23 protein-coding genes are annotated in these 26,315 nt (G+C 38.6%); 13 read left to right on the forward strand and 10 right to left on the reverse strand.

Translation table 11 applies throughout. The features are described 5' to 3' along the window. Positions 1-26 precede the first annotated feature (26 nt). The 10 genes from ACEXOE_RS12430 to ACEXOE_RS12475 all read right to left on the reverse strand — a co-directional run bounded on the left by ACEXOE_RS12430 (position 27) and on the right by ACEXOE_RS12475 (position 10,059). A complete protein-coding gene (locus ACEXOE_RS12430; RefSeq protein ID WP_394749129.1) occupies positions 27-2,711 on the reverse strand; it encodes a PKD domain-containing protein in 2,685 nt (894 codons plus the stop codon). Positions 2,712-2,720: 9 nt separating this feature from the next. Further along, positions 2,721-3,257, reverse strand: coding sequence for a conjugal transfer protein TraO (locus ACEXOE_RS12435; RefSeq protein WP_394749130.1), 537 nt, complete (start codon positions 3,255-3,257; stop codon positions 2,721-2,723). After that, positions 3,254-4,249, reverse strand: a complete 996-nt coding sequence (locus ACEXOE_RS12440) for a hypothetical protein (RefSeq protein WP_394749131.1) — start codon at positions 4,247-4,249, stop codon at positions 3,254-3,256. Before ACEXOE_RS12440 ends, ACEXOE_RS12435 begins: the two co-directional genes overlap by 4 nt. 240 nt (positions 4,250-4,489) lie before the next feature. Continuing rightward, positions 4,490-4,909: a hypothetical protein gene (locus tag ACEXOE_RS12445; RefSeq protein ID WP_394749132.1), complete on the reverse strand. Its 420-nt coding sequence runs from the start codon at positions 4,907-4,909 to the stop codon at positions 4,490-4,492. Next, entirely contained in the window at positions 4,906-6,144 is a 1,239-nt protein-coding gene (locus ACEXOE_RS12450; RefSeq protein ID WP_394749133.1) for a hypothetical protein, read from the reverse strand. Before ACEXOE_RS12450 ends, ACEXOE_RS12445 begins: the two co-directional genes overlap by 4 nt. Positions 6,145-6,160: 16 nt before the next feature. After that, positions 6,161-6,550: a type VI secretion system tube protein TssD gene (tssD, locus tag ACEXOE_RS12455; protein ID WP_394749134.1), complete on the reverse strand. Its 390-nt coding sequence runs from the start codon at positions 6,548-6,550 to the stop codon at positions 6,161-6,163. Between the two features lie 31 nt (positions 6,551-6,581). Next, on the reverse strand, positions 6,582-7,940 hold the full coding sequence (locus tag ACEXOE_RS12460; protein ID WP_394749135.1) for a DUF5458 family protein: 1,359 nt from the start codon (positions 7,938-7,940) through the stop codon (positions 6,582-6,584). A gap of 16 nt (positions 7,941-7,956) precedes the next feature. Beyond that, complete coding sequence (locus tag ACEXOE_RS12465) at positions 7,957-8,409, reverse strand: hypothetical protein (protein ID WP_394749136.1); 453 nt, start codon at positions 8,407-8,409, stop codon at positions 7,957-7,959. Positions 8,410-8,538: 129 nt separating this feature from the next. After that, positions 8,539-8,925, reverse strand: coding sequence for a type VI secretion system tube protein TssD (tssD, locus tag ACEXOE_RS12470; protein WP_394749137.1), 387 nt, complete (start codon positions 8,923-8,925; stop codon positions 8,539-8,541). A 216-nt stretch (positions 8,926-9,141) separates the two neighbouring features. Continuing rightward, positions 9,142-10,059: a PKD domain-containing protein gene (locus ACEXOE_RS12475; protein ID WP_394749138.1), complete on the reverse strand. Its 918-nt coding sequence runs from the start codon at positions 10,057-10,059 to the stop codon at positions 9,142-9,144. Between the two features lie 153 nt (positions 10,060-10,212). Between ACEXOE_RS12475 and ACEXOE_RS12480 the strand changes: the two genes are divergently transcribed. From ACEXOE_RS12480 to ACEXOE_RS12540, 13 genes are all read left to right on the forward strand, one after another. After that, a complete protein-coding gene (locus ACEXOE_RS12480) occupies positions 10,213-10,839 on the forward strand; it encodes a C40 family peptidase (protein ID WP_394749139.1) in 627 nt (208 codons plus the stop codon). A gap of 4 nt (positions 10,840-10,843) precedes the next feature. Further along, positions 10,844-11,755, forward strand: coding sequence for a hypothetical protein (locus ACEXOE_RS12485; RefSeq protein WP_394749140.1), 912 nt, complete (start codon positions 10,844-10,846; stop codon positions 11,753-11,755). A 5-nt stretch (positions 11,756-11,760) separates the two neighbouring features. Further along, entirely contained in the window at positions 11,761-12,627 is an 867-nt protein-coding gene (locus tag ACEXOE_RS12490) for a TssN family type VI secretion system protein (RefSeq protein ID WP_394749141.1), read from the forward strand. An 11-nt stretch (positions 12,628-12,638) separates the two neighbouring features. Further along, a complete protein-coding gene (locus ACEXOE_RS12495) occupies positions 12,639-13,781 on the forward strand; it encodes a hypothetical protein (protein WP_394749142.1) in 1,143 nt (380 codons plus the stop codon). Positions 13,782-13,793: 12 nt separating this feature from the next. Continuing rightward, positions 13,794-14,297, forward strand: coding sequence for a type VI secretion system TssO (gene tssO / locus ACEXOE_RS12500; protein WP_394749143.1), 504 nt, complete (start codon positions 13,794-13,796; stop codon positions 14,295-14,297). An 11-nt stretch (positions 14,298-14,308) separates the two neighbouring features. Then, positions 14,309-16,768 carry an AAA family ATPase gene (locus tag ACEXOE_RS12505; RefSeq protein WP_394749144.1) on the forward strand — a complete coding sequence of 820 codons (2,460 nt, stop codon included), beginning with the start codon at positions 14,309-14,311 and terminating at the stop codon, positions 16,766-16,768. Positions 16,769-16,779: 11 nt separating this feature from the next. Continuing rightward, positions 16,780-17,211, forward strand: coding sequence for a GPW/gp25 family protein (locus ACEXOE_RS12510; protein WP_394749145.1), 432 nt, complete (start codon positions 16,780-16,782; stop codon positions 17,209-17,211). 10 nt (positions 17,212-17,221) lie between these two features. Then, positions 17,222-19,081, forward strand: coding sequence for a hypothetical protein (locus ACEXOE_RS12515; RefSeq protein WP_394749146.1), 1,860 nt, complete (start codon positions 17,222-17,224; stop codon positions 19,079-19,081). Positions 19,082-19,316: 235 nt separating this feature from the next. Then, the gene (locus ACEXOE_RS12520) at positions 19,317-21,128 is read left to right on the forward strand and encodes a type VI secretion system Vgr family protein (protein ID WP_394749147.1); all 1,812 of its coding nucleotides are present in this window, start codon (positions 19,317-19,319) and stop codon (positions 21,126-21,128) included. Positions 21,129-21,139: 11 nt separating this feature from the next. Next, entirely contained in the window at positions 21,140-22,075 is a 936-nt protein-coding gene (locus tag ACEXOE_RS12525; protein WP_394749148.1) for a hypothetical protein, read from the forward strand. Beyond that, positions 22,065-22,559, forward strand: coding sequence for a DUF4280 domain-containing protein (locus ACEXOE_RS12530; RefSeq protein WP_394749149.1), 495 nt, complete (start codon positions 22,065-22,067; stop codon positions 22,557-22,559). The genes ACEXOE_RS12525 and ACEXOE_RS12530 overlap by 11 nt, the downstream gene beginning before the upstream one ends. 10 nt (positions 22,560-22,569) lie before the next feature. Continuing rightward, positions 22,570-25,356: a hypothetical protein gene (locus tag ACEXOE_RS12535; protein WP_394749150.1), complete on the forward strand. Its 2,787-nt coding sequence runs from the start codon at positions 22,570-22,572 to the stop codon at positions 25,354-25,356. Continuing rightward, on the forward strand, positions 25,356-26,294 hold the full coding sequence (locus tag ACEXOE_RS12540; protein ID WP_394749151.1) for a hypothetical protein: 939 nt from the start codon (positions 25,356-25,358) through the stop codon (positions 26,292-26,294). The genes ACEXOE_RS12535 and ACEXOE_RS12540 overlap by 1 nt, the downstream gene beginning before the upstream one ends. The last annotated feature ends 21 nt before the right edge of the window (positions 26,295-26,315 follow it).

Consider the following 26,315-nt stretch of genomic DNA (forward strand, 5'->3'; position numbering starts at 1 on the left):
TGGTTCATCTAACTTTGTATACGTATTTATGGACAAGGCAGACCGCCAGAACTGTAATTAACCGATATAGTCCTTGTTATGGGAGACAAACCTCCTATACTAGAAGTAACCGTAAATTCCAAAACGATTCCTTCACAAGGTATGCCCGGACTTTCAAAGAAACCACTGGAATTCCCGGTGATTGCCGGAAAATTTGTTTGAGGAACGCGGACCGTCCCATTATAAGTAAAGGCCGAGATGGTATTGAACGTAGCTTCCCTATACTGCATTTGAAAGGTCACCCCTTGATTAATCGCCGCCTGATTGGGCGTAATTCTAAAGTTAATCTGAATCGTTGAATTAGGGTCAAAACCTCCTGCAGGTTCTGGCAATGGTTCTATGGTAAATGAAAAACCAGGGGGTTCAGGAGGATCTACGGTCACCTCCATGGTGCTCTGAGCCGTGATGGGGCTAAGCCCACCATCATTATCCATAACCACCAAAGTTACGGTATAGGTTCCGTCTGCGGTATATTCATGACTTACGGTATTGGTAGGCGCATTGGTAATTGCCGTATTGCCATCACCAAAATCCCAACGGTATTCCACAATTGTACCATCTGGATCCGAGGAATTCTCTCCAGAGAAAGCCTTCACGGTATTATTGCTAGGTCTCGGACTTATGATTCCTGTAGGCAGTACATTTGGAGTACTCACTGTTATAATAATCATATCAGAAGCGCTACTTCCATCATTATCGGTAACCGTTAGGGATACTTCATAAGTACCTGGATTATTGAAAGTATAGCTTGGGTTTTGAGATACATTGGAATTTCCGTTATCATCAAAATTCCATAAATAAGAAACTATGGTACCATCACTATCCGAAGAACCACTTCCATCAAAATTAACGGTCAAGGGAGCATCTCCCACAATGATATCCGATAAAGCAACCGCAGTAGGGGGCAGATTGGAAGGTTCCGTGACATTTACTTGCCGAATCACTTGGGGGGCAGCATTCCCAGCAGCATCAGAGACATTATAAGTGACCTCATAATTACCGGCAACATCGGTATTTACGGCACTCGCATCGATTACAATATCAGCACTGATATCACCATCTTCAATATCATTTGCTGTCGCTCCCAATTCGGTATAGGTATCCCCGACAGTGAGCGCAATATTTCCTCCGATCAAGCTTATTGTTGGGGCATTCGTATCTGGCCCATTGTTTACCATTACTTGACGCACAACCTCCGTAGCTGCATTTCCTGCTGCATCCGATACATTATAGGTCACTTGGTAATTGCCGACTACATTGGTATTTACCGTACTGGCATCAATGACAATATCAGCAGTGATATCTCCATCAACCCCGTCAATTGCCGTAGCACCCAGTTCATTATAGGTATCTCCCACGGTTAACGTGATATTTCCTCCTATTAAGCTTATCGTTGGTGGATCGGTATCCGGAGTATCATTTATGGTTACATTTATGGTCCAATCTTGACTAATTCCGCTTTCGGAAGTAACCGTATAGTTCACAATCTGAGAAAAATCTTGTGAAATATCCCTAGCTGGTGTTATGGTTGCGCCTGGGGAAATTTCAAAAACATCCGGAACCACATTAAGATTGGTACCCGAAGGCACATTAACACGTACTTGAGTTGAACTTGTAGGATCTATAATAGATTGTCCGGTCTGTCCTGGAATATGAAACGCTACAATATTATTTTCGTCACTGGGAGGACCAAAATTCACTGTTACCGTATATACTATTTCAGAACCATCTTCTGCCGTTACCGTATATTTAACAGGGCTACTAAAGTCTTGTTCCTGTCCTACTCCTGGGGATATTGACGCTCCTTCGTATTCTATGATCGGCGTCTGCACCGTAGAAGGTCTTGTATTTAAATTTACAGTAATCACGGTGCCATTAATTGTACCTTCGACACCGTTGATGACAAAACGCGTAATTTCTTTACGGTCACTTAATAGCTCATCAACTACCATAAAAGCGACACTGCTGGAAAGTTCTTGCCCATTAGTATCCCTTACCTCAAAATTCAACATCACATTTCCTAGACTTTCGGGAGTGTATTTCAAGGTATAGGTACCTGGTATTATAGCCACATATTCATTTAGAACAACTGTAGTATTGCTGTCTACGTCTAATAACCCTCCATTGTCATTGGATATGCTGTAATTTCTTTCATAACTGGTAGTGGTATTTGCTTCCCCGGAAGCCAAGGTAACCATGAGCTCCGCACTGTCGCCAAGTAAAATTTGATTGACATTGGCGGAAGCTGTCCAAGTAATAGGTACATTGTTAATTGTATAAACCAACTCCATTTCCTCCGTGAAACCAAAACTATCTTCTGCCTGAATGCGCACGCGATGTTCCCCTATACTTGTGCCAATATACTGTATAGAAGCGGTAAAGGGGTTCAATGCAATCTTTTCTCCTGAAGGTAAAGGTACTCCCGTGGCATCTTCAAAACGTCCTTCTCCTTGTGATATGGTATATGAAAAGGAATAGATATACCCCTCCAATATGGCTTCAGGAACAACGGTCACCGTAGTCGCTATGGATTCATTGACAAAACCTTCATTCAAATGCTGTGCAGCCAGGGAGAATTCCACTTCCGTAACTAAATCCACATCCTTGGTACATGTCAATACTAATAGCAGTACCACGATGAAGTAAGGTACTATTCTAGCATTATTTCTCATATTATTTTATCAATTAAAGTAATATCGTAAACCTGCCCCAGAATAATTTGTAAACTTGCCAAAGTCACTGTTGGCATGGTAAAACTCTGCCGTTTTTACTACTGCAGAAAAATGCTCACTAATAATAATATCTATTTCAGCGGTGACTACGCCTCCAAAAATAAACTTGCTTTCCCCATCCAATGATACAATATTGGATAGATCGTTGTTTCCATTATTTGCCAATTCGTACCCTACCAGAGCCCCTCCACCAAGACTAAAGGACTTTTCCCGTCGCGCAGAACTGATCACAGTCCTGAAGTAGGAATAGGAGAGCGTATAACTCGAATAGGGAACTGACACTTCTCCCGATTGAAACGTATCAAAAGAAACGTCCAACGCAATCTGCGTAAAGGTCAATTCACTCAGGTTGTGGTTCAAGGCGATTTCCCCTCCATAACCGTCACCAAAAATACCTCCACTTCCCATAAAAGTTTTGTTATAACTTTGGGCTATTCCGAAGAGCGGAAGTAGTATGATACATATATATACGTAAAATTTCTTCAATTGGTCGGGGAGTTAACTTGTTTATCGGTCAGCGGCAATGATACGGAGCGATTACCATTCAATTCATCCAATACGATATTGATTTCCTCCTTGTTTTTTAAGCGAAATCTTTTAAACACATAAACCAATTCATTAACACTCTCTGGGTCTATGATTTCCTGGAGGTTGAATTTATATTCTGGTGTCATTAATTTCGGAACTTCTGCCGTATTTGTATCCAGAAAAAAACCAAGGCCATTGACATAATATTCCCTTTTGGAGTTATTCTCTATTTGCAGGATAAAATAGATTTCTTCCCTATCTACCAGAATATTGTTCAGTTTTAAAACAATACGCTTGTTTTGCCTAAAGTTTCTTCGAATAATAGTGCGTTGGAGATAATTGTTTTCACAGAAAATGCGGTAATATTCCTCTTTATCTTCGTCATAAAGGTCATTTTCTTCTTGATTTTGGTTGGAGACAGGATTTTCGGGCAAAGCATCCTCTTTTATTGCTCCTTCTTCCCCAACCGAGGAATCCGGTTTAGTTTCTGTTGTAGAACCCGAGTTAAGCTTAGTATCCTTATTTTCAGATATTTCTTTCTTTGAAGTATCTTCTTGTATGGGTTTAGCTGCGGTATCTAAGGTATTTGTTTGTTTTGGAGGAACTGTTTTTCCCACTGCATCTCCTTCTGAAAGTATAAAATTAAAGTTTTCTACTTTTTCGGAATACTCCAGAATAAAGGAATAGATATTCCCTTTATCTGTTATCACCGTAAGATTGCTTGGAGTTCCTTTTCTTGCTTTTAAGGTACCAATAGCTTCTCCAGGCGCATAATCAAATTTATAATTCACTGCGGGAGGTATGACTTTGGCAATGACCGAAGGAAAAAAAACACTTACGGTTATGTGATCATTGGCGCGTATGGTTGCAGGTTGTCCTCCTGAATTCTGGGCGATTCCCCATAGAAAACAGTTTAAACATAAAAAAAAGAAAACATAGTGTTTCTTCATACGTAGGATTTGGTTAAATACGCCTGCTTCTCTTCTCTTATTTCATAACGAAACAAAGCTCAATATAATATGTAAAAATAAAATTTCAATCAAAAAATGAAAGAAATAATCGGCATAAAGATGCATAAATGGGTTTGTTGTCATTTTAGTGCTTGTTTCCATACTACAGAAAGCCTGTTTCCAAGTGAAATTAGGTTCCATTTAAACTCAGGAGTGACACCTTAAACAATACATATCTTCTTAGGATCGGACAGTTAAGGATTCCAAAAGAAGAAAGCTCAAAATGAGCATGGCCAGCGTAATCACAAGGTAGATTACAATATGGGTGGTTCTCTTTTTTTGATGTATTGTAGGTTCAAATTCCTCAAGGAATTTCAAATGTCTTTCGCTATAGGTATAATAACGATTTGTAAGAAAAAGAAGCATCAATGCCGCTATGCCGAAAGCAATTTTTCCACTTTTATGAAAAATACTGTTCCATAGGTCCACTTTTAGAACAAGATGGATTATATCCAAGCCAAAAAGAAATTGAATGCCATGGGTAAAGGCCATTGTAATGGAACTGGATAATTTAGGCGTGCTGTTATTTTTGGTCAAAGCCGCTTTATAAAAGCAGTAGTAAAGCAATCTTAAGGTTTTTGGAGGGTATAAGAAATTCATCGGAAACTTGTCTCAAAAATAACTTTGGGCAGTACTACTCGCGTATTATCTCGTTTTATACTTCGTTCTTCCAAATAAAATTCTTTGAATTCATGTTCAATAGTAGGAACATATTCCATTTGAAATTCAATAGCTGGTAGCTGATCCCGGTATTGGTTTATGATCTCTTCTCTTTTGATGCGGTCGTATTCACTTTGTGAAATACCTTGTTGTTCTCCCCAGTCCCCGAAAGCACCAGAGACATCCAGAATGAAATAGGTGCCTGCAATGGCCCATCCAACTGGGCCGCCCCATACACCAACGGCTCCAATAAAAATATCTACTGCCGCTTTGGTTACCACTTCTCCCCTATTTGCATCATTATTCACTATAGCTTCCCGGGCATCATAAATACTGATCGCAGCTCCAACATAGAAGAATTTTTTTCCCAACCTATTCCATTTGCCTGATTTTTTAAGCGCCCTTTGTGCACTTTTTTGATATCCACCAGCTCCTCTCCCTTTTTGTTTGGACAGTTGTTCATAAATTCCTTCTTTATTGCGATACCAGCCAGATGCGTTTTTAAAGGAACTTCCGGTACGCCAGGGGGTCATATTACCCACTTGTCTAATTTCAAGAGCTCCTGCTGTAATTCCACCCACCCCAATGGCATTTTTGGCCATATTATAGGCTGGAGATTCCCAATAGCTATTTTTAGGGGGAAGCAATTCTTCAAGATGATCACCTGTGTGGGTAATACTTAAATCCCAACCCGGAGCCGTCGTATCACGATCCACAAACAGCACCTGCGTCTTCGTTTTTTCATCGTATGCCCAAATGCGTACAGCACTTTGACCCTTAGATTCCCAATCTTCAATAATATCTACTTTTATATTGGCTTGCTTAGACACAAAAACCCATCGCATACCATCCCAAACTTCATATCCATTTTGTAGTTCCTTAATATAATCATTGGCATTCACTTGAGGGGAATGCAATTCATTTTGTCCTAAATAGCTATCTACAAAATCGCAGGAAGCCCTTTCAACACTGGTTTTGTAAGATTTTTGAGCCAGGTTGAGCTTATAAAAGGTATCAGATAGTGCGACCTTTGTGTTATCTATTTCTACTTTAATATTTTCTAGAACAGCCTCGTCAAATGAGCTCGTATGCTTTTGACGTTTTGCAGAAGTAAAAGCCCGCTCAATAGCAGGCTTTAAAATACTGTCCAGTTCTTGTAGTAGTTCGTCTTCCATACTTCCATAGAAGGAATTATTGGCCCCAACGATTTTGAAAGGTCATATCGCCAACCTGAATCGTTTGCGCACTGATTACAATTCTCTTTTGCATGGGAACAGCGCTGACGGCATCAAAATTTTCGACAAGTTTCACACAAAACCCTTTTTTAAAGATGACCTCCTGTAAACGGGACATGGCATCGCGTTTAAAGAAAATTATAGATCCATCCTTTGTTTGATCTGGAGAAGCCATCCAATGGAACAAATCATATCTTCCCTGGGATTCCAAAGTAATCATGATTTGCCCCCCTAAGGGCTTTCCCGATGGTTTTCCTGTATGATCCATGGGCTGTTCAAAGTTGTAGGTACAACTCAAAACATTGTACTCTTGCCCGTCTACATATAGTTTTGCTAAAAATGACATTTAGATTTGGGTCTTTAGTTAATCCATTACCTTATTGTTGTTCATAATCCGTATCCCATTCGGCACCTTCGTCCCCTCTTTGACCATCCATTTTGATCAAGAAATTCTTTGCAGGAAAATAAGGCTTAAGACGTACATCCAAATGGATGCGATCCTTTTGATTGGGATCTTGTTCAAAACGCTTTACCTCAAAGTTTTCAATCAATTTTCCCGGGCCGGTAATTCCATCCAGGAAACGTACAATTTGGCTGTGTATTTCTTTTCGTGTCCTGGCATCAAAGTTTTCAAAAGCCCTACGATTTAAGAAATCCATAAGTACCTTAGTGACGTAATCAAATACACGTACCACGGAATAGGTCTGCAGGCCAAGGTTTTCCCCATTAAAAAGTGTTTTGGCAGAAAAAGCCATGACTTTTCCATATTCATTGACCATAGGCACCAATCCGAGGTTCTCCAAATTGGCAATCTCACTTTTCTTCAAGTCGAAGCGAACACCATCCACTTCACTTAAGCCTCCGTGTTTTTTTCCTGCGGTAACCTGGGACATCAGGGTTTTATATATTTTTCCTGCTAAAGCGCCTGAAGGAGGAACATGAACATCATCTTCTTCTCCTACATCTTCATTTTTACCTCTTCCTACCAACCAATTACAGGTCATTATGGTATTGGAAAGATAAGCGTCTCCACTAGCAAGATTGGCACTTTGAAACATTTCCATCACATCGTCCGGTTCATCCAAATGCGCAAAATCCGTTATTAAGGTCACTTTATTATCATGGGCGACCTTGGCCCATTTATCCACAACCGATTTAGAGCCCAAATAACCGGGAAGTACCATTAAAGAGTAATTCTCCCTAAGATCCAAACGATCATATTTAGATACCAATTCTTCTTGAATATGATCAAAGAAACGCGTATTGTCCAAATCGGTCAATTGGTCCAATTCTGCATTGATTATGGAAACATTTTTTAATGAGGGCTGGTCAGTATTTTTAAAGAAAAGAGCCACGGATCGATAGGAGGTTTCCAATTCCCTTGTCTCATCCAAAGCCAATTTTAAATTTTTCTTTAGCACATCTTCCGATTCTTTGGCCTTATCATCGGCCGCTTGCACCTGTGCAATAATATCATCGCCCGATTTTAAGGTATCGGACCATAGTTCCAATATTTTCTGAAGCGCTTCACGTTCTTGTTTTTTATTGTTCTCTGTTAAGAACATTTTTCGTCGTGCTTTACGCTCGGGATTTAAATTTTGTACATCATCAATAGCAGATTCCAAGAGGTCAAAGCCTCCATATTTTGCTAGTGCATCTGCTTTTTCCTTAATCTGATCGATAAAAGGTTTATCGCTTGACTTCGAAGATTGTTTATTATTGGATGTATTGGCCATATTGTTAGCTGTAATATTATTTGGTCGTTTTAATTTCGTTGATCAGGGCATCTAAAGTCTCAATAAGGGCTTCTTTGGCATCGGCATCCTCTAATGCCGCTTTCAAAATCTTATTGGTCTTTAGTTGCTTGATAATTTTTTTGTATTGATCACTTTCTATTTCCAATTCTTTCAAGAAAACACTGTTATTCACCACACCTTTCTTACCAAAATCCCCAAGATTGCTAAACTTCAGGGTTTCATTCACTGTTCCCCCATCCTTTCCTTCAAAGGGTATTTTTAATTCTGGGTCAAAATGTTCGAAAATATCATCTATCGTATTCAACCCCTCTACAACCTGAGGTTTTACCGGAGCATTGGGCGTCAATTTTCCTGCTATAAGTGTACGGTTCTGCGGAATTTCATTTAGGGCTTCACTGGCATCGCCTTTTACTTCAATTCCACCAATACCTAAGTTATTATTTGCCATAAAATATTGTTTTATGTGTTAAATTTAATGAAAAAATGTATACTCGCAAGGTATATAATCCATTATAAAACGTAAAAAGGAGGCCTTAGTATGCCTCCTTTTCAAATTCAGTTTAAATTTTATTTAAGGTTATACCCATTCATTAACGTGCTCTCCATTACCCACTCCTATACTTCTTGCGGAGATACATACGGTTTCCGTAAATGGATTTTGCCCTGAAGCCTCAAAATTCTCTTTGTACTTGATCATATATCCCTCTACAAAGTTAACTTCTTTCAAGGTGGCATCTGTATCTCGTTTTATATATACGATACTACCATCTTTTCGTTCAAAGTTGTTGCACATCCATTCGAAAAAACCAGTGTCCCCGGTAGATTCAATAGTTAAATAAATTCGCCCACCTCTAGTTACGGAAGAGGGTCTTCCTGTGGGGTCTACTTCCTGGGTCAGGTCATAAGAGCAATGCAAAACATTAAACTCTTTGCCTCCTACTTTTAATTTTGCTTTAAAAGACATAATAAATTGTTTTTGTGGTAAATACTACCTGATTAAATATATATAACGTCACATAAGGACATGTCTAAAGTAGCAAACCTCCTATAGAACGCAAAATTTTTTCGATAAAAAACATGGGCTGCCCATAAAATATCTAGCGCTAAGCACTACTAAATCATAGTTTTACAATGTGATTGCGGTTAAGAATGGAAGATTTTCTTCGAAGTATGGAATTCCTTAGAAACTTTTCCAAAAAACACCCTTTTTGGTGCGCATATCTATGGTCATACTTTTAATGCACCCCGTCTTGGAGTCCTTGATCAAGCGAAGGTTTTTGACTTCGACCCTTACATCGCGAATTTGGCCAAATAGTTGACTCACCGTAAATCGCGTGCCCTTTTTGTTAAACACAGGAATATTACTGTAGCAGAAATAATTTCGAATACTTAAATCATCTACTTTTCTTTTGGAATAGTCGAGTAGCAATTGACGAATTTCATCGGATGACACTACAATTCTCTCAGGTTCTTCTTCTACGGGAGCATCGGGAATCACTGGTTCTTCCGGTTTATCATCAATATCTTTAAGTACAGTTTCAATAGGGTCAACCTTGTTCTTGATAACTCTTTTCTTTTTCTTCTTTTTAGCTGGAAGTACCGTTATCCGTTGCTTGGCCTCATGTCTTAAATCTCCATTGACCACCAATAGAATTGTTTTTTCTCCAGGCGTCTTAAACGTATACTTTTCTTCCCTATCCCTACCATCTATGGCCAAGGTTTCCCCAAAACTCCATTGCCATGACTTAGCGAATGATGAATTGTTGGAAAATACGACTTCATCGCCAACCCTAACATTTTTCGGAAGGATAATCTCTGGAATTAATTCAGGGGAAATCAGCATTCTTCGCTTAGATACCACAACTTCCTTGCTTGCTACACACTTGCCATTACTTTCCAAGGTCACCGTATAGGTTCCTGGGTTTTTGTATCTATGGACTACGTTGGAACGAAAAACTGGTGTTGAACGATCTCCAAAATCCCAGGTCCAATCCACTGCTGCCGGGTCAGTACTCTTAAATTCAATGAGGTCCTCCGTAGTAAACGAAGTAGATATGATCTCAAAGTCAATTGCAGAACAATCTACTGTCGTATTCATTTTGAAAGATAATAGTGACGATCCGAAAATAATCAATACTAAAAAAGTAATAAATACGTTACGATCAAAGTGTGTTTTTATACTTTTGTTACTCATTGTTCCACCAAATGTATGTAAGACGTGTTATCCAATTTTAAAAATACAAATCTTTTTATGAACGTAAAACTATTGTTTTTATTAGTTATTGTATTTCTTTTAAGTTGTTCCAGAAAAACTTTTGACAGTGTGGATTATGCATATTATAAGGAAGAACTCACCAAGGCCAAAGAACAGGAAGGTGAAAAAGGGACCACTGTAAAGCAAAAAGAGATTGCAAGCAAGGAACCTCTCTATCTCACCACAGAAGAAAGGAAACGCTTTGCCGATCTTTTGGGGATCTCTGTGACCGATCTAGAAAATGAAAAACTCTACAGCACCATTAATCAATGGTTGGGGGTTCCCTATTTATGGGGCGGTACTACAAAAAACGGCATAGATTGTTCTTCATTTGTACAGCAAGTTTACAAAGATGTCTATGAAAAAGAACTTCCCAGAACCTCTATAGAACAGTTCTATGTAGATACCAAAGCACATTTTAGAAATCAAAAGTATTTGAAACAGGGCGATCTTATTTTTTTTAGATTGCGTCATAAAGATAAGGTGGTTTCCCATGTTGGTATTTATCTTCAAAATGGTAAATTTCTTGGTTCCAATTCCCCTAGGGGGGTAGAAATCGTGGATCTCAATAGTGATTACTGGCAGGATAAATATGTAGCTTCTGCTCGATTATTGAAAAAATAGACTCATGGCAAACGCATCAGGGAAAAATATAAAAGATCAAGTTTTAGATTTGGGTTTTGACATCAAAGCGGAAACCTTTGCCTCTTACTTAGAAGGCAAAACTCCTCTTAAGTTTGCTTTTTCTGATTATTTTAAACGCCGCTTCAGTCATGATATCGTCAACATTTTAGAGGATTTGGACAGCCCAACCCTACATCATATTTCCTTGAGCAGACGTAGTTTATATGATATCTTTCCAGAACGTTTCTTTCATGCCATTTATAGTAGCACTCACGATGTGAACACCATGGTGAACGATTATAAAAATCGTAAACAGGAAGAACAACATTCACGTAAGTTTTTTAGTCCGCTCGAAGAGGAATTCTTTCTTCAGAAAGTTACGGTTGAAAACGAAGAAAATGATATCTTTAAGTCTTTGGGAAGTTCGGAATTAATCAATTTTTTGACCAATCTATGGAACATAGATCCAAAATTTCCTAAAATTATGGCGGCAAAAATTCTAAAAACCATGCCTTTTATGCATAAGATTGCTGGAAATTTGCCGTTGTTAACCAGAATACTAGAAACCATAATTCAAGAAAACATTACAGTGAGCAAGCGCTTTTCTACTTTGAACACCACAGATCATAAAAATAAGACTGAACTACGGTTGGGCGTAAACCTAGCGACTTCAGGCAGTGGAGAAACCTATTTACCACACTATATTTTCACCATAAAAGATATTAAACAACCGAAAAATATTGAAGATTACCTACCCAATGGCCGTATTAGATCTGTAGTGCTCTTTTTCTTGGAACATACCTTGCCCTTTGAAGCTAGCTATGAGGTAGATTTTACCCTAGCAAAGAAAAAACAACAATTTGTAATGAGTGAGGATGTATATGCATCTAGACTTGGAATATCTGCAACAATATAGGGAGTATGTCAAGAAGTTATTTGAAAAACCTGATCAGTTTTGAAGCATTGGTTCCCTTTGCGATCATTGTAGTACTTGTACTTCTTATCCTGCGTTTATTGGCATCGAAAACGCCGGGTTACAAGCCTCAACGTAAAAAGTATTATTTCTATTTGTTCATTAATATTCTCGTTGTTTCCATAGTTGTTGCAATCCTGTACAACTTAAAACAAACTGGGGTGGTATTACGACACTTTTCATTATTGTTCTTTTCGCTGATTTTGGGAGGACTTCACGTATTTTTCTTTCGTTGGAGTTTTAAAAAGTTCGATACAGAGAATAAGTTTAAAGAAATTTTATTTGCAATGATTACCGGTTTTGTACTTGTTGTTCCCATTATTATGATTTCGGCATTTTTCAATGATTTAGCCTATTTACCTTATTATTTTTTGACCGTTGCAGCATTCTTACTTCCTACTTGTTTCTTTATCCTGTATCTTTATTCAGTATCCATACCTGTAAAGTTGTACTATAAATGGTATTATCCATTGGAAAAAAAATATGAAACCCCATATCATTATGAATTAAAGAATATGATCGTGCTTAACTTTATGTTTCATAAAAACGCTAAGGAAAGTCATGTAACGAGTTTTAAGGCCAAAGCCCCTAAGGATATGAATTATGGCAGGCTTTTCTTTTTCTTTATTAATGATTATAACGTTAAAAAAACGACAACAAAAATTGAGCTTACAGAAGATTCCGGTGATCCCTATGGGTGGTATTTTTACACCAAACCAAAATGGTACGGTGCTTCCAGACATATTGACTCTGAACTTACTGTAGAACAGAATAATTTAAAAGATGGGGATATCGTTGTTTGTCAGCGTATCTAAACAACCACATTATGATAGAAGACCTTAAGAATTTTAAAATAAATTGGATTGACGGTATGAAAATCTCCAAGGAGCATTTTCAGAACCTTCAGGATTATGCCGCCAATAGAAGTAAAGATGTTTCCAGTGTACATATGCATCGTCATGGGTACGGGCTTTTGGCCGCTTATCTTAGTGAACCACATGAATTTGCGGTAAACATTGATGCCCATAAAAGCCTTAAGATTTCCATTAAAAAATTAAGGGCTATCACTCCAAATGGAAATAGGATAGCGATTACTGAACAGACTCCCGCAGTAAAGCAAGAACTTATTGTTGAAGAGTTTGCCGATAAAAAGTTGGAAGAAGGGTACGTCTTATTGAATTTAGACGTTGAAAACCCCATTGCTTTTGGAGAACAAGATCCTAAGGAGATTCCTCCAAGACATCCTTTTTTAACAGACGGTCATTATTTCACTTTTGCCAATGCACAGCAATTGGCAAAATCTGACTTGGGTGGAAACCAAATTCCCATCGCCAAAATAATTAAAGATGGAAATGCTCTAATCACCGATACTGCCTATATTCCCCCGGCAACAACCTTGGGTGCACATTCAAGCTTGATCGATTTCTACAACGAAACGGAAAGCTTTTTGAAGATGGCAGAACGAAATGCCATTTTGATCGTACAAAAAATCATGACCAAGCAAAGCGACAATCCTATTGCAGATGCCATGCATATTGTGGTTGACAAGATATATGCTTACTTGGCCCAGCAAATTACCATGGTAAAGTGGGAGGAATACCATTTGCATCCCAAAAAACTTATGGCAGTCCTTGTGAGTTTTGCCCGCCTGTTTAAAGGTTCTGTAGACGTTTCCTCTCCGCAAAACAAGGAGGAACTTTTCAATTACTTTGGGGAATGGACCGATTTAAAAGGAGGCGATTATGAGAAACTTTTTACTGATATTATCAATTTGGAATACGCACATCTAGACATCAATCAGAATATACAGGCGCTAAGTGCTTTTATGAATACCATTGATCGACTGTTCACCATTCTTACACAAGTAGATTATATTGGAAAAAGAAGGGATATGGGCATATTTGTCAATGAAAATAAAGTAGATCAAAAATCCGGAAAATCCAGGGGAACTTCCTTTTTAGCGGAATAAATCAATATTTGTATGGAGATCTTAAATAAAAAAGAACGCGTATCCTCATTTTTGCTTTTTCTATTGATGTTTGTTATCACCGTAGGCATCTTATTTGTTGGTATTTTTTTCAGTTATAGGCTTCCTTGGAAAGAGAATGCGGTACTGCGTGCCGAGAATCAAAAAATTCAATTTGAATTCCGATACCAAAAGAAATTTATTGAAGAATTGGAAAAAGTGGATGTCCTCATAGATTCACTGGACAAAACACAGGAAGGATATTTCTTTTTGGAACAATCCATCAATGCAGATCTGATCAATATTAAAAGTAGTATCCCCAAGGATTCCTTGGACGATAAGACCATGTATGAAAACTTGATTCTTACCTACAAGAAGCTCATGGATTCCAAGCGCAATTTAAAACAGGTGGAGAATGCCAGAAATGACATTGATGCCCTAAATGATCAATTGGAAGAATATGAACGGGAAATTAAGCAATTGGAAAAGGCTTTGGATTTAGCACGTCGTTTAAATTAAACCTTATTTAGATGAATACGGAAGAAGTAGATAAGGCCATACATATTGCACGGCAGATTGCAGAAGAGCATCAGCAAGAAAGCTTTGGTCCTGCCCATATCATAAAAGCTTCTTTGAACAGAGATCTTTCTTTATTACGGTATCTTCACGATACTGGTGTTGATGTGTATTTTATTGAAGAATGGGCAGAAGTAAATATCGCTTCTTACCCCAAAAGATCTTCCAGAAAACCCAAGATTGAAGCTGATTCGGGCGCAAAGGCTATTTTTATTGAAGCAGAAAGCATCACGACCACTCTTGGTAAAGAGGAAATAGATATCCTTGCTGTATTTATTGCCGCCATAACTCCCGGGGTAGGTTTCAATTATGATCAATTAAAATCATTACCTGTAAGTCCACATGAACTTATGGACCAGGTAAAACCCTCAGGTAGGCCATCGCTTCATTCAGGGCCCGAGCCCAAAGGAAAACCGTCTAAAACATCAAGCGATTTTCTAAAAAAATATACCTTGGATCTTCTAGAAGAAGTAGGCAAAGATCGTTATGCCCATTTGGTGCCTCGCGATCGTGAATTAAAAAAGATTACCGAAATCTTAAGCCGAAAATCCAAGCCAAATGTCATTATACAAGGTGAATCTGGAGTAGGTAAAACCGTTTTGATTCACAATTTAGCTATGGAAATAGCAGCAGGAAATATTGTAGAAACACTGGGCGGAGCAACCCTATTGGAAATTGATTCCGTTGCCCTACTTGCTGGAGCATCCTATAAGGGAGAGGTTGAAGATCGATTGCAGCATATCTTTAACGAAGCGAAAGTGTTGGACAGACCTATTTTGGTCATCGATAATTTCCATACCTTATTGCAGGATTCAGGCATGAGTCAGGGCATTCTAAATGTTTTTACTGCAGCCTTGAGTAAGGGCGAAATTATATTTATTGGAGCTACGACTGCCGATCTTTATAGAAAACATATTGCCATAGATGACGCTTTGAGCAGACGGTTTGAAGCTGTCATTTTGGAAGAACCAAATGACAATCTGGCTTTCCGGATTTTAAAAAATGTGGGAGAGACGTATAGCAAGCATCATCGTTTAGAAGTATCCGATCCTGCCCTGAAGGAAGCCATACAGTTTTCAAAAAGATATCTTAAGGAAAGGAGTTTACCAGATGCTGCATTGGATTTAGTAGATCGTACCATGGCCGCAGCCAACGTATCCAAACAGTCGCTTCCGGGGGACATTGCAGATTTACAAGAAAAACTGAATGCCCTGATACAAAAAGAAACGGCGCTATCCGAGGATGAATTGCTGGAGGAAGTCAACTGGATCTACGTAGGCCTCAAAAATAAATTAAGCCCTATCGTATTGGGAAAATATGATACCGAAGATGCTTTGTCCTTTCCCACATATCAGAAAAAAAAGGAGTATCTCAATGCGCTGTTCGCTTCCATTAAAGTATACTCCGAACAAGAAATAAATGCCATTACCGAAGATGATTTGGCGGCTATGGTTTCCAATATCACCGGTATTCCCGCAGGAAAGGTCCAAAAACAGGAACAAGACAGGCTTCTTGAAATGGAAGATACGTTAAAGCAAAGGGTAATTGGACAAGATATTGCAGTAAAAACGGTTACCGAGGCCATCATTGAATCCAGATCAGGATTGTCTAAAGCAGGGCAACCCATTGGATCTTTTTTCTTTTCCGGGCCCACGGGAACTGGAAAAACAGAATTGGCAAAATCCTTGGCCGAGTTCCTTTTTAATGATGAAAGTGCCATTGTGCGTTTTGATATGTCTGAATTTAAGGAAGAACATTCTGCCGCCCTCTTATATGGAGCACCTCCAGGTTATGTAGGTTATGAAGAAGGTGGAATGCTAGTGAATAAGATTAGGGAGAAACCCTATTCCATTGTATTGTTTGATGAAATTGAAAAAGCACATCAATCGGTTTTTGATGTCTTTTTGCAAATATTGGATGAAGGAAAATTGAGTGATCGACTGGGTAAAGTTGGGGATTTCTCCAATGCCGTTATCCTTTTTACCTCCAATATTGGTTCTGAATTCATTGCCAACGCTATTCAGGATGGAAAAACGCCTACCTCTGATGAGATTCTTGAAATTATGGCTCCCTATTTTAGGCCAGAATTTTTAGGAAGAATAACCGAAATTATTCCTTTTGCTCCTATTTCAAAGGAAATCGCACCTCAGATCTTCAATTTGCACTTAAAGAAAGAACTGTTGACTTTAACAAGTCGTTTGGGCATTACTTTAGAGATAGATGATGCAACGAAAACCCATTTATCCTTGGAAGGTTTTTCTCCCACCTATGGTGTACGTCCCCTAAAAGCAGTAATTCGAAATAGATTAAAACGCCCTTTATCCAAAATGATTATTTCTGGAGAAATTAAAGCCCCACAAACAGTAAAAGTGCACTTGAAGAATAACGAAGTTGTTTTTAACCTTATTCCTTAAATACGATTCAAATGACCAAACCCTACTATAAAGCGCCATTGGATTTTAAACGTTTTTTTGAAAAGAAAGAGCTCAAAAAAATTAGTTTACAAGAATCTATTTCGCAGTTTATCAGTATTATTATCACCACCTATTTTGAGGAGTATAGTTTTGATGATAATTTTGGCAGTGAAATTTGGGAATCCGATTTTGATCTTTTGATTAATGCCAATGTATTAAAAGAGCGCATAAAAAAGTCATTGATCCAGCAAATACAGGTCTATGAAAAACGTTTGACCAAGGTTGATTTAGCCATCGATTTAAGGGAGCGCGTTTCTGGAAAATCCAAGGCCGTGCGCTTAAAAAAATATTTGAATATTCATATCCGGGGCACCATTGTCAAAACCGACGAACCCTATAGTTTTGTTGGAGATTACTATTTAGCCCCATTATCCTATAAATAAATTCTGGCGCATGAAAAGCCTAACAAAAGAAGAAATAAAAGAACGACTGATTCGAAGAGCCGCCGAGACCTGGGGTATGGACGAAATGGAAATAGAATATTCCTTTGACCCCATTGTAAGTATTCTTTTTGATGCCTGCGCACATGAGTTTGAACGCGTCTCTGATAGTATAAAATCGAGCAGAACGCGAATTACAGAACGTCTTGTAGACTTACTAACCCCTGAAGTATCGGTTGCTGCACAGCCTGCCCATGCCATTTTACATGCTGTTCCTACGGAAGATCAGATCGATATCAATGAACGATCCCTTTTCTATCATCGCAAGCGTATGCCTCTTTTTCGTGAACATGGAAAAAGCGATTTTGAGGATTTTTTCTTTTGCCCAGCCGGAAGCTTTAAGCTCAATGATTGTCAATTGCGCTATATTGCATATCCAGATAAGATAGTTTCCTATAAAGACCACAGGCCCTCTCCCCTATTCACGGCCGGGGATTTTATGGGAAATCCAGAGAATTCTTGTATGTACTTAGGAATTCAAACGGGAAAGGAAATCGCCTATTTAGAACAGTTGCTATGCTATTTTGATCTATTGAATTTTTCTCAAAAAGAGCTATTGACCCATCATTTGGGAATTTCACATTGGACCTTAAATAATGAAAAACTTCGTATTGTAAAGGGATACCATGAAAAGAATGCCCATAAAGACGATATTAGTGCTTATATCAATGAATCTATCCAGAGCAAAGGAAAATTCTATCAAAATTATATCAAAGAATTCTATGAAGACCATTTTTATACCATTGATAGTAAAATTCCAGTTGCTGAACATCAAAAAAAATATCCTGAAAATTTTGCCGATTTTCTGTCCGCAAAATCCTTAGACGTATTTCAGGACGAACTTATTTGGATCAAGATATCCTTCTCTACAGTAGTCTCCTCGCAAATGTTGGAAAATTTGCATTGTCACATCAATGCCTTTCCTGTCTTGAACAAAAGACCCTTTCACATCAATAGAAGGCTACAACCCTATTTTAATATCTTACCGCTAGATGTAGGTGATGATTTTTTCTTTGATGTGCAGAAGGTGGAGGGTGATAGCGGCAACTACTACTACGTTCAAGATCGTGACAAAAATGATCAAAATAAAGCGCAGGCTTATCTGAGGTATGGCGGAGTTTCCCGTTTTGATGAACGCGATGCTTCAGAACTCTTAAACTACACGCTAGACCTTTTAAAAGAGGATGGCGTTGCTTTTTCTGCGATCAATGACGATTTCATCAACTCCAATTTAAAAGATTTAAAACAAATCATTTCCAGGATAGAACAACAAATTGAACTACAGGATTTTACCAAAAATAAGATTCCCTATTTGATCATTAACAAGAACAGTATTGATAAAAATAAAGATGAAACCGTATTTGCTTCCTACTGGACTACAGCGGGTAAACGTGCCAATAAAATAAATCCTTATGTGCGGCTTCACCAATATACCGGAACAGCCTTCGTCCCCAATTCCATTGCGTTGATTACCGGTACTACGGGTGGGAAAGATGAACCAGCCCCTAGCGAGAAAATCTATGCATATAGGGAACACGTACTGTCCAAAGGAAGAATTGTCACCCGACAAGATATCATTCAGTATTGCTATAATATTTACAAAAATAGTATTACAAAAGTGGTCATTGAAAGAGGGACAATGGTTGCCCTAGAGCATGGAGTGGGCTATACCCCAACGACAGATATTTATGTTCATAAAAATGCAGCGGCCAAATATGATGAAGCGGATTGGGATCATTTAAAAAAGGAAGTATTGATAGGGCTAAAAGCTAAATCAGCCAATGTTTTACCTTTCCGTATTTTTTATGTGTAAAGCAAAATGCGGTAACGCTATATTGCATCAACCCATCTAAAACTTGCATATACTGGAATTCTGGTAACAATGGGCCAATGCCTTATTTGTATCCATAAACAAATCTTCGTGCCAGCTAGAATGGCTTCCTTCGATTTTAAATGTAGTAAAAGGCTGTTTTTTAACGAAATTATGCGCAATTATTTGCGTTCTTGGCCATTTGTGTTTACTTTAAATATTTAAAATAGATAGCTTTATGCCTAAAATTGTCACGACCACTATTTTTATTGATGGAACCGATTTTTTACCAAAATCAGGTTATAGTATAGCAATTGATCAAGCTATAGGTGCGCACAACTCATTTCGTGTTGTTTTTCAAACAAGTGCAACAGAAGGTTTTGGAGGTTCTTTAATGGACAACTCCATGAAATTTGTCGGTAAGAAAATATCTATAGGTGTAGACGGAAACGCTCTTGAATTTACCGGAATCATCACTTCTGTAGACCTTCAAAAAGGAAATAACGCCTCGGGAATTATCGTGCTTTCGGGATATGGATCAAGTATTTTGTTGGCAAAATCCACACAATGCTTTAGTTACGAGGAAGGAACTTCCTTTAGTCAAGTAGCAACAGATACCTTTAAAGACCATAATGCGAGTCTGTTAAAAACGGCCATAGGCAGTGAAGCTGATATAAAATTGCCTTATACGGTACAATATAATGAAAGTGATTTTGCTTTTTTGCAGCGTATGTGTGCTCGTTACGGCATTTGGATGTATGACAATGGAAAGGACTTATGTATAGGGCATAGTGGAAATAAGCAAGTAAATGGGGTTTATGGAGAGAATATACAAGCCTTTAATTTGTCCACTAAATTACAGGAACAAGTATTTGGTATCATGGGCCATGACTGGGTCAATAATACTTCCTTTGAAGCAGAATCCGCTGCTTTTCAGCCTAGTGGGTCACATCCCTATCTCAATGCTGTTAAGGGAGAATCCAATACTATTTTTTCCAAGAAAGGAAATTATCATTGGATGCATGATCAAGGAGAATACAGTGGCCAAGGCGGAGTAGATCGTGCCGCTAAAGTAAATAATAACGGGAAAGCTTCTGGAATGGTCATTGCTTCGGGCTCCTCTGAATTGACATCTTTGAGAGTTGGGGATACTTTGGCTGTAGAAGGACTCAATTTTAGTGATCCTACGCGAAAAGACCCTTTTGGATCTTATATCATTACCAAAGTCTCCCATCGCTTTGATCATAGCGGGCATTATTCCAATGATTTTCAAGGAGTGCCCGAAGGAACGGAGCATCCACCATATAGTAATATATTCAATATCCCTAAAGTTGGCGCCCAAAGAGGTATCGTATTGGATAATGCGGATCCCGAAGGGCTCGGTCGAATCAAAGTTCAATTTGGCTGGCAGCAGGCTATGGGAACTTCCACGCCATGGATTAAAATGGCAACTCCCTACGCTGGTGCAGATAAGGGCTTCTATTTTATTCCTGAACTAACGGAGGAAGTATTGGTAGGCTTTGAGGAAAACGACCCTGAAAAACCTTATGTGCTTAGTGCGGGTTATAATAAAAATGCCAATAGTTCCTTTTCGGACCCGGATAACAATATAAAGGCTATAAAAACCCGAAGTGGCCATATAATTGAACTAAAAGATACCGATGGAGGGGAAATGATCACGATAAAAGATAAAAATGAGAATCTGTTCCATATAGACACCCTAAACAATGACATTACCATCAATGCGAACAATAATGTCACGATCAATGCCGTAGAAACCATAAAACTCTCTGCTAAAAACATACAACTTGAAGCCGTTGAGGATATTATGGCCGATGCAGGGAAAAGTGTGAGTCAGACAGCAGGTGAAAATCATAATACCCAGGCAAAAAACAAGAATGAAATTATAGAACAACAAACAAGAATACAATCCAAGGCACATGAAAATACAGCGGAAGAAATTGTAGTAAACAGTACTTCCAAAAATATGACGCTCTTTTCTCAAAAATCCGTGGATATACAGAGTAACGAGAAGGTAAAACTATTTTAACGCTATACCCATTGAAGGATACTGCTGTATTTCAACTTGATCATAACCTAATTCTTAACCCTCATGATCTTAGACGAGTTTATGGGGTTACCATAGTTTTTGATCAGGATGGAAAGGAGCAACAACATATTCGGTTTGAAATAGAAGTGCTGGTAAAAAAGGATAATGCCACTAAAAATTGGCTCTTTCAGTTTGATAGGCGAAATGTGTTTATCAATAGAAAAAAACCAAGTGGTGTTGCAGAAAAACTGGCCTATGAATGTGGGCAAGTTCTATATCCGCTACAAATAGAGGTATCGGGAAATGAGGCCGAAAAAATAATAAAGAGTAGGCATTTTGCAATAAAGCAATTAAAAATGCTCAGAAAGAAAACAAGCATGACACAGAAAAGTGTAGTGGTCGACAATTATTTTGCCAAAGCATGGGATACCTTAAAGGAACCTTCCTCCTATGTCAAGGCTATTGAGCAAAACATTTTCTTGTCATTCTTTTTCGCGCCGATCTATGGACGTTATAACGTCCTTTCGAATTCAAAAAATAGCACGATGAATATTCCCATGATTCCTTTTTGCAAAGGGGTTGCCTATAGCGTGCAACAAAAGGTGAATCCCCAATATTCATCTTTTAATACGATAACGGTATTACAGGAAGGAGAATTAACGGATCAACGCACCCAAAAAGACTTTATCCATCGTTTGGATGAACCGATATTTATAGGAAAAGAACAATCCAAAAAAACAGAAGGGCAAATGACGGCAAAATATGAATTGGATACCGATACAAGAGTTATACGATCGATCCATGCTAAAAGTAGCATTGTGCTCCCCAATAATCAGGGAAGGTCATTTGAATTTCAAGCCTATTATTTACCGGAAAGAAACAAACTCATAAAAAATAGTCTTATCCAAGCCCATAAACCCTTAAAAGATAATCCTCATGAGCAGTGAAAAATTTTTGGTATGCCAAGGAGCCATGTGCCAATGCAAGCAGGGATTTGCTCCTGATAAATTTAAGGTGTTGAGCCATAAAAAATACTATATCAATGATAGTGGTGGAAGTGATAAACTTGTAGGAAATACGATGGATTTGGCCATCCCATTCGAAGCAGGCACCTTTGGACAATGTAAGCTTCAACCTTCTGGTAGTAGTTATTTACCTTGTGTTCCCAATATCGTAAAATGGGATGGATTCTATGAAAAAGTAGAATTGGGGAACGGTGGAATGATTTTAACGGAAGAGAGCAAAGGCGTATGTGCTATTGCCGGTAGTCCCGTAGTAGAATTTATGACCAATGGTCAAATGGGGTCTCCACAAGAATCCAATTTCCAGGAAGAGGATGAAAATGTGCAACATGAGATGAATCCCCTTGTGAATATAGAAGAACTAAGTAGTAATGATCCTTTTGAAGGGATAACCGTAAAAGATCAGTAAAGTACATTCAATGAAAATTGGAATAGAAACATTATATCTTATCAATGAATCCGATGGTGTAAGTCTTGAGGAGGATGTGGCCATTGAAAATGGCACACATAAACTGCTTAAGATAAAACTGGGACATAAGGCCCATATGGGGATTGATGTGTACTTAAGAAGTTTCAATGCTACTAATGAAATACGGCACAAAGCAAAATGGATATGGGCCGTTCAAGATGAACATACCGGAGAATGGGATTTAAAAGGCTGGACGGGAAATCGCGATTTACCATTGGAAATACTTGGGGAAACAACAACGGATTATGCAGATAGCCCCACTGTATTGATTACCAGTGACAATGAAGATCAAGTAGGTAAACTTTATTGGTTGGAAGCCTTTATTCATTATCCTGAAATGCCGGATGCAGCCATTCCAAAAGGAGTATATTTTACTTTCGTGGACTCCCCTACCCTCAAGGATGCATGTTTTACCGATAAAGGTTTCTGTAATTTCTCTAATACGGAGAAGCAGTATGTAGCGATTACGCAATATGGAAAAACCATCAATTTATTTCTTAAAACCTATAAACTTCCCGATCCAAGACTTCCTTATCATAATTATGGGGTGTTCAAAGTGGTCATCTTTTCCAAGAAAACCGGAGAGGCCGTTGGGGAAGAACTTAAGTTTGAACAGGAAGCGGCAGGTGTAGAGGGTTATCTGGGAGTAACTAAAATATCCATATTAATTTCCGAGGAATGGCGAAAGACCATAGGCCATGAACCCAAAGAAGTAGAAGAATACTATGCCGAAATTACACCTGTACTCTTTGAGAATAAAAATGCAAGTCTTGTTGGTGAAGGTTTTCCCAATAGGCCCTATTCCCCTTTCGCTTCAAGGGAGGGATATACCGAAATCAAGGCGCCAAACGATGAAGAAGTACTCATAAGACATTACAGATCAAGAAGGCTTAGTTTAATAGGAGCATTCAATACAAGTCAAATTTTCAACGAGAACAAGGAGTATGAACAAACCCTACTTCCCACTGAAAAATCTACCAACACCTTTAAAGTCCTTTATAATACAGGAGAAGAAATACAAATGGAACGCCAAGAAAAGGTTGGCGAACAAATGGCTAGCATTTTGGATACCAACCATGAGTGTATTCCCAATAATTATGCATGTAAATATACCAGCATTACGGTAAATGAAAAGGAAAAAGAGGTCTTCACGGTTCTAGAAGAAAAAGAATCCGGAGAGGTAGAGGATAATACGGAAAGAATATTTGGGGTAATTGCCGGGGATACCAAAAAAACAGATGTTATTATCACCTTGAAGGAATTGACCCATGCCGGCAGCAGTGAGCCCGTGGAGTGTCTTTCCATTGGTGGAACGAAGCATGAATCTTCCGAAGATGTTTTTGTCATAGATGAAGCCATGTTAATTGCCCAGTCCATAACCAAGGAGGATGTAAAAATTGAAAATAACACCCTTACGCTTTCAACGAAGTATCGTTATAATAGAAACTACGAATCCAGAGCGCAATTGTGGTTGGGTACCGCTGCCAATACGATTTCGGGAGCGGCCAACTTAAGGACCAGCAATTATGATATTGCCTGGGCTGTACGCTATTTCATTATGAAGGATGAACATGCCCAACCTTATTTTATTCCTGTACAAACCTGTCGTTACCCACATCAAGTCGTTCGTTTGCACGTATTCCCGGATTTTGAATGGTGGGTAAATTTTAAATACAATGCCAAAAACCCTGTGCATGTAAGGCAAACACCTAATTATGGGTATCGTGTTTTTACCACAAGGAAAAATCAAAATCAGAGAAATGCCGGAGCCTTGAGAACCGACCGTGCAAACGCTAGAAAATGGGAATACAAGTTTGAATTTGAAGCTGGGTTTAGTCAAAACGGAATTAAAGAAGAGCTAAAGTTCGCAGACGGTTTTCCTTTGATCAATGCGATAAACTTTATCCTTAAAGCCTATGATTTATACAAAAAACTGACTTTTTCTGATGAAACCGAAGAAAAAGAAGCTAGTATAGCTTCCGGGACGGCCAGAACTTCTTCCGGGGATGTTGCAAGATCAATGAGTAGGCGATACAGTCAGCGTAAAAGTAAAGGTTTTCCTTTTAGAATAGAAGTATCCCGACCTTCCTTAAGTGGAGGGATTCATGGAAAATATGCTTATAGTGAGACGCAAAAAGGAAGTGTTGGAAAGTATTATAGCGTAAAACTGGCCGCCAGTCCATTATTTGGAGTTACAGGTAAGGTAGACCTTCTTTACTTTGCCCAATTCATTGGCCCCATAGGACAAGCCATGCATAGAATCAGTCAAGTGGTAAAACGTGTCAATTACCTCACTTTGGGTGCCGTTCATATTGATTACTACCTATACATTGCCGCTGAAGTACAATTTAACCTCTCCGTAGATGCCTTGGAATATCACTCTATAGATGGCTGGGGAGGAGGTGATCTTGCCTCCCGAATCGACATTAAACTTTGGTTGGAAGCAGGGGTCAACTTAGAAGTCAATATACAGGGCGTTGGTGGCGGAGAAGCTTCTGCTGCAGTGCGTGGAGAGGCCAAAATGCATGTCAATATCATACATGAAAAGAATACCAACAAGAGTGAAGGCATGTTTAAATTTGATGGTTTAGATGCGAAAATATGGGTGAAATTAGCAGCGAGGCGCGATGAATCCTCTATTGAAGAAGATACTTCAGAAGCACCTTCGGGTAGACCTACAGCGGTGAAAAAAATCCTGGATGCCGCACCAGCATGGAAAATCAATATTTTGGGATAATGAAGAAAATAGGACTTCTTTTCATACTAACACTGCACCTGAGTTGTGCCCAAAACAATAAAAAAAAAGTAACAGAAGAAATGATGGAAATTAGCATAGCCCCTAAAGAAAAGCAGATTACCTATGCGGTTCATATCAATGCCAAAACCCCATATGAACTATTTTTGGACGATATTCCCATCTCAAGTTTCCATGAAAGTGGCATGAATACGACTATTGAACTCAACCCCTATTTGTTAGAAAATGGGAATCATGAATTAAAAATAAAATACTTGCCTAGGCCCGATGCTGAGGATGGACTTTTACAGCCAAGGCATGTCTACAGTTCCAAAGATTCCAAATGGAACATTTTCTTTATTGACTTTATAAAAAACAAAGACAAACCTTTGGGATATGATGGAGAAATCGATTATATCAACAGTGAATTGGAAGTTGTACCACCTCCACAAGCTGTTCCCTTTTGGGAGCAGGTTTTTCCGATCGAAGTCAAAGATCTGCCCTTTGAGTTGGAAGGATGGAGCAATGCCCAAGATCTTTCCAAAATGGATGAAAAAGAATTAAAGAAAGAGGTGGTCGCATTTTATCAAGAACTTCGAAATCTACTGAATTTAGGAAAAATAGATCAATTCTTGGAAATGGGAAATCAAAAGGATAGCGAAATCATTATCGCTACGTATGATGAGGATCAAGCTTGGTATCGGTCGGAGGAAAGAATCAATGGCCTGAGAACAAAGTGTGAAGGAAATATGCTCCCCTTGGAAGAAAACCTTAACCTTAATCTATATGCCAATGGACGTTTGGTACTATTAAATAGAATATCTCCCGAAGGGAAAAAGTTGTCTCCTTTGGTCGCCCGGGCCAACGGAAAAAAATATGGTTATCAATACTTTTTATACAAACCTTTGGGAAAGGAGAAGTTTGTCATTATTAGGAAGTAATATTCCTAGTTGGTTTTTACA

The sequence above is a fragment of the Spongiimicrobium salis genome (assembly GCF_043678055.1).
GTDB classification, from domain to species: domain Bacteria; phylum Bacteroidota; class Bacteroidia; order Flavobacteriales; family Flavobacteriaceae; genus Spongiimicrobium; species Spongiimicrobium salis.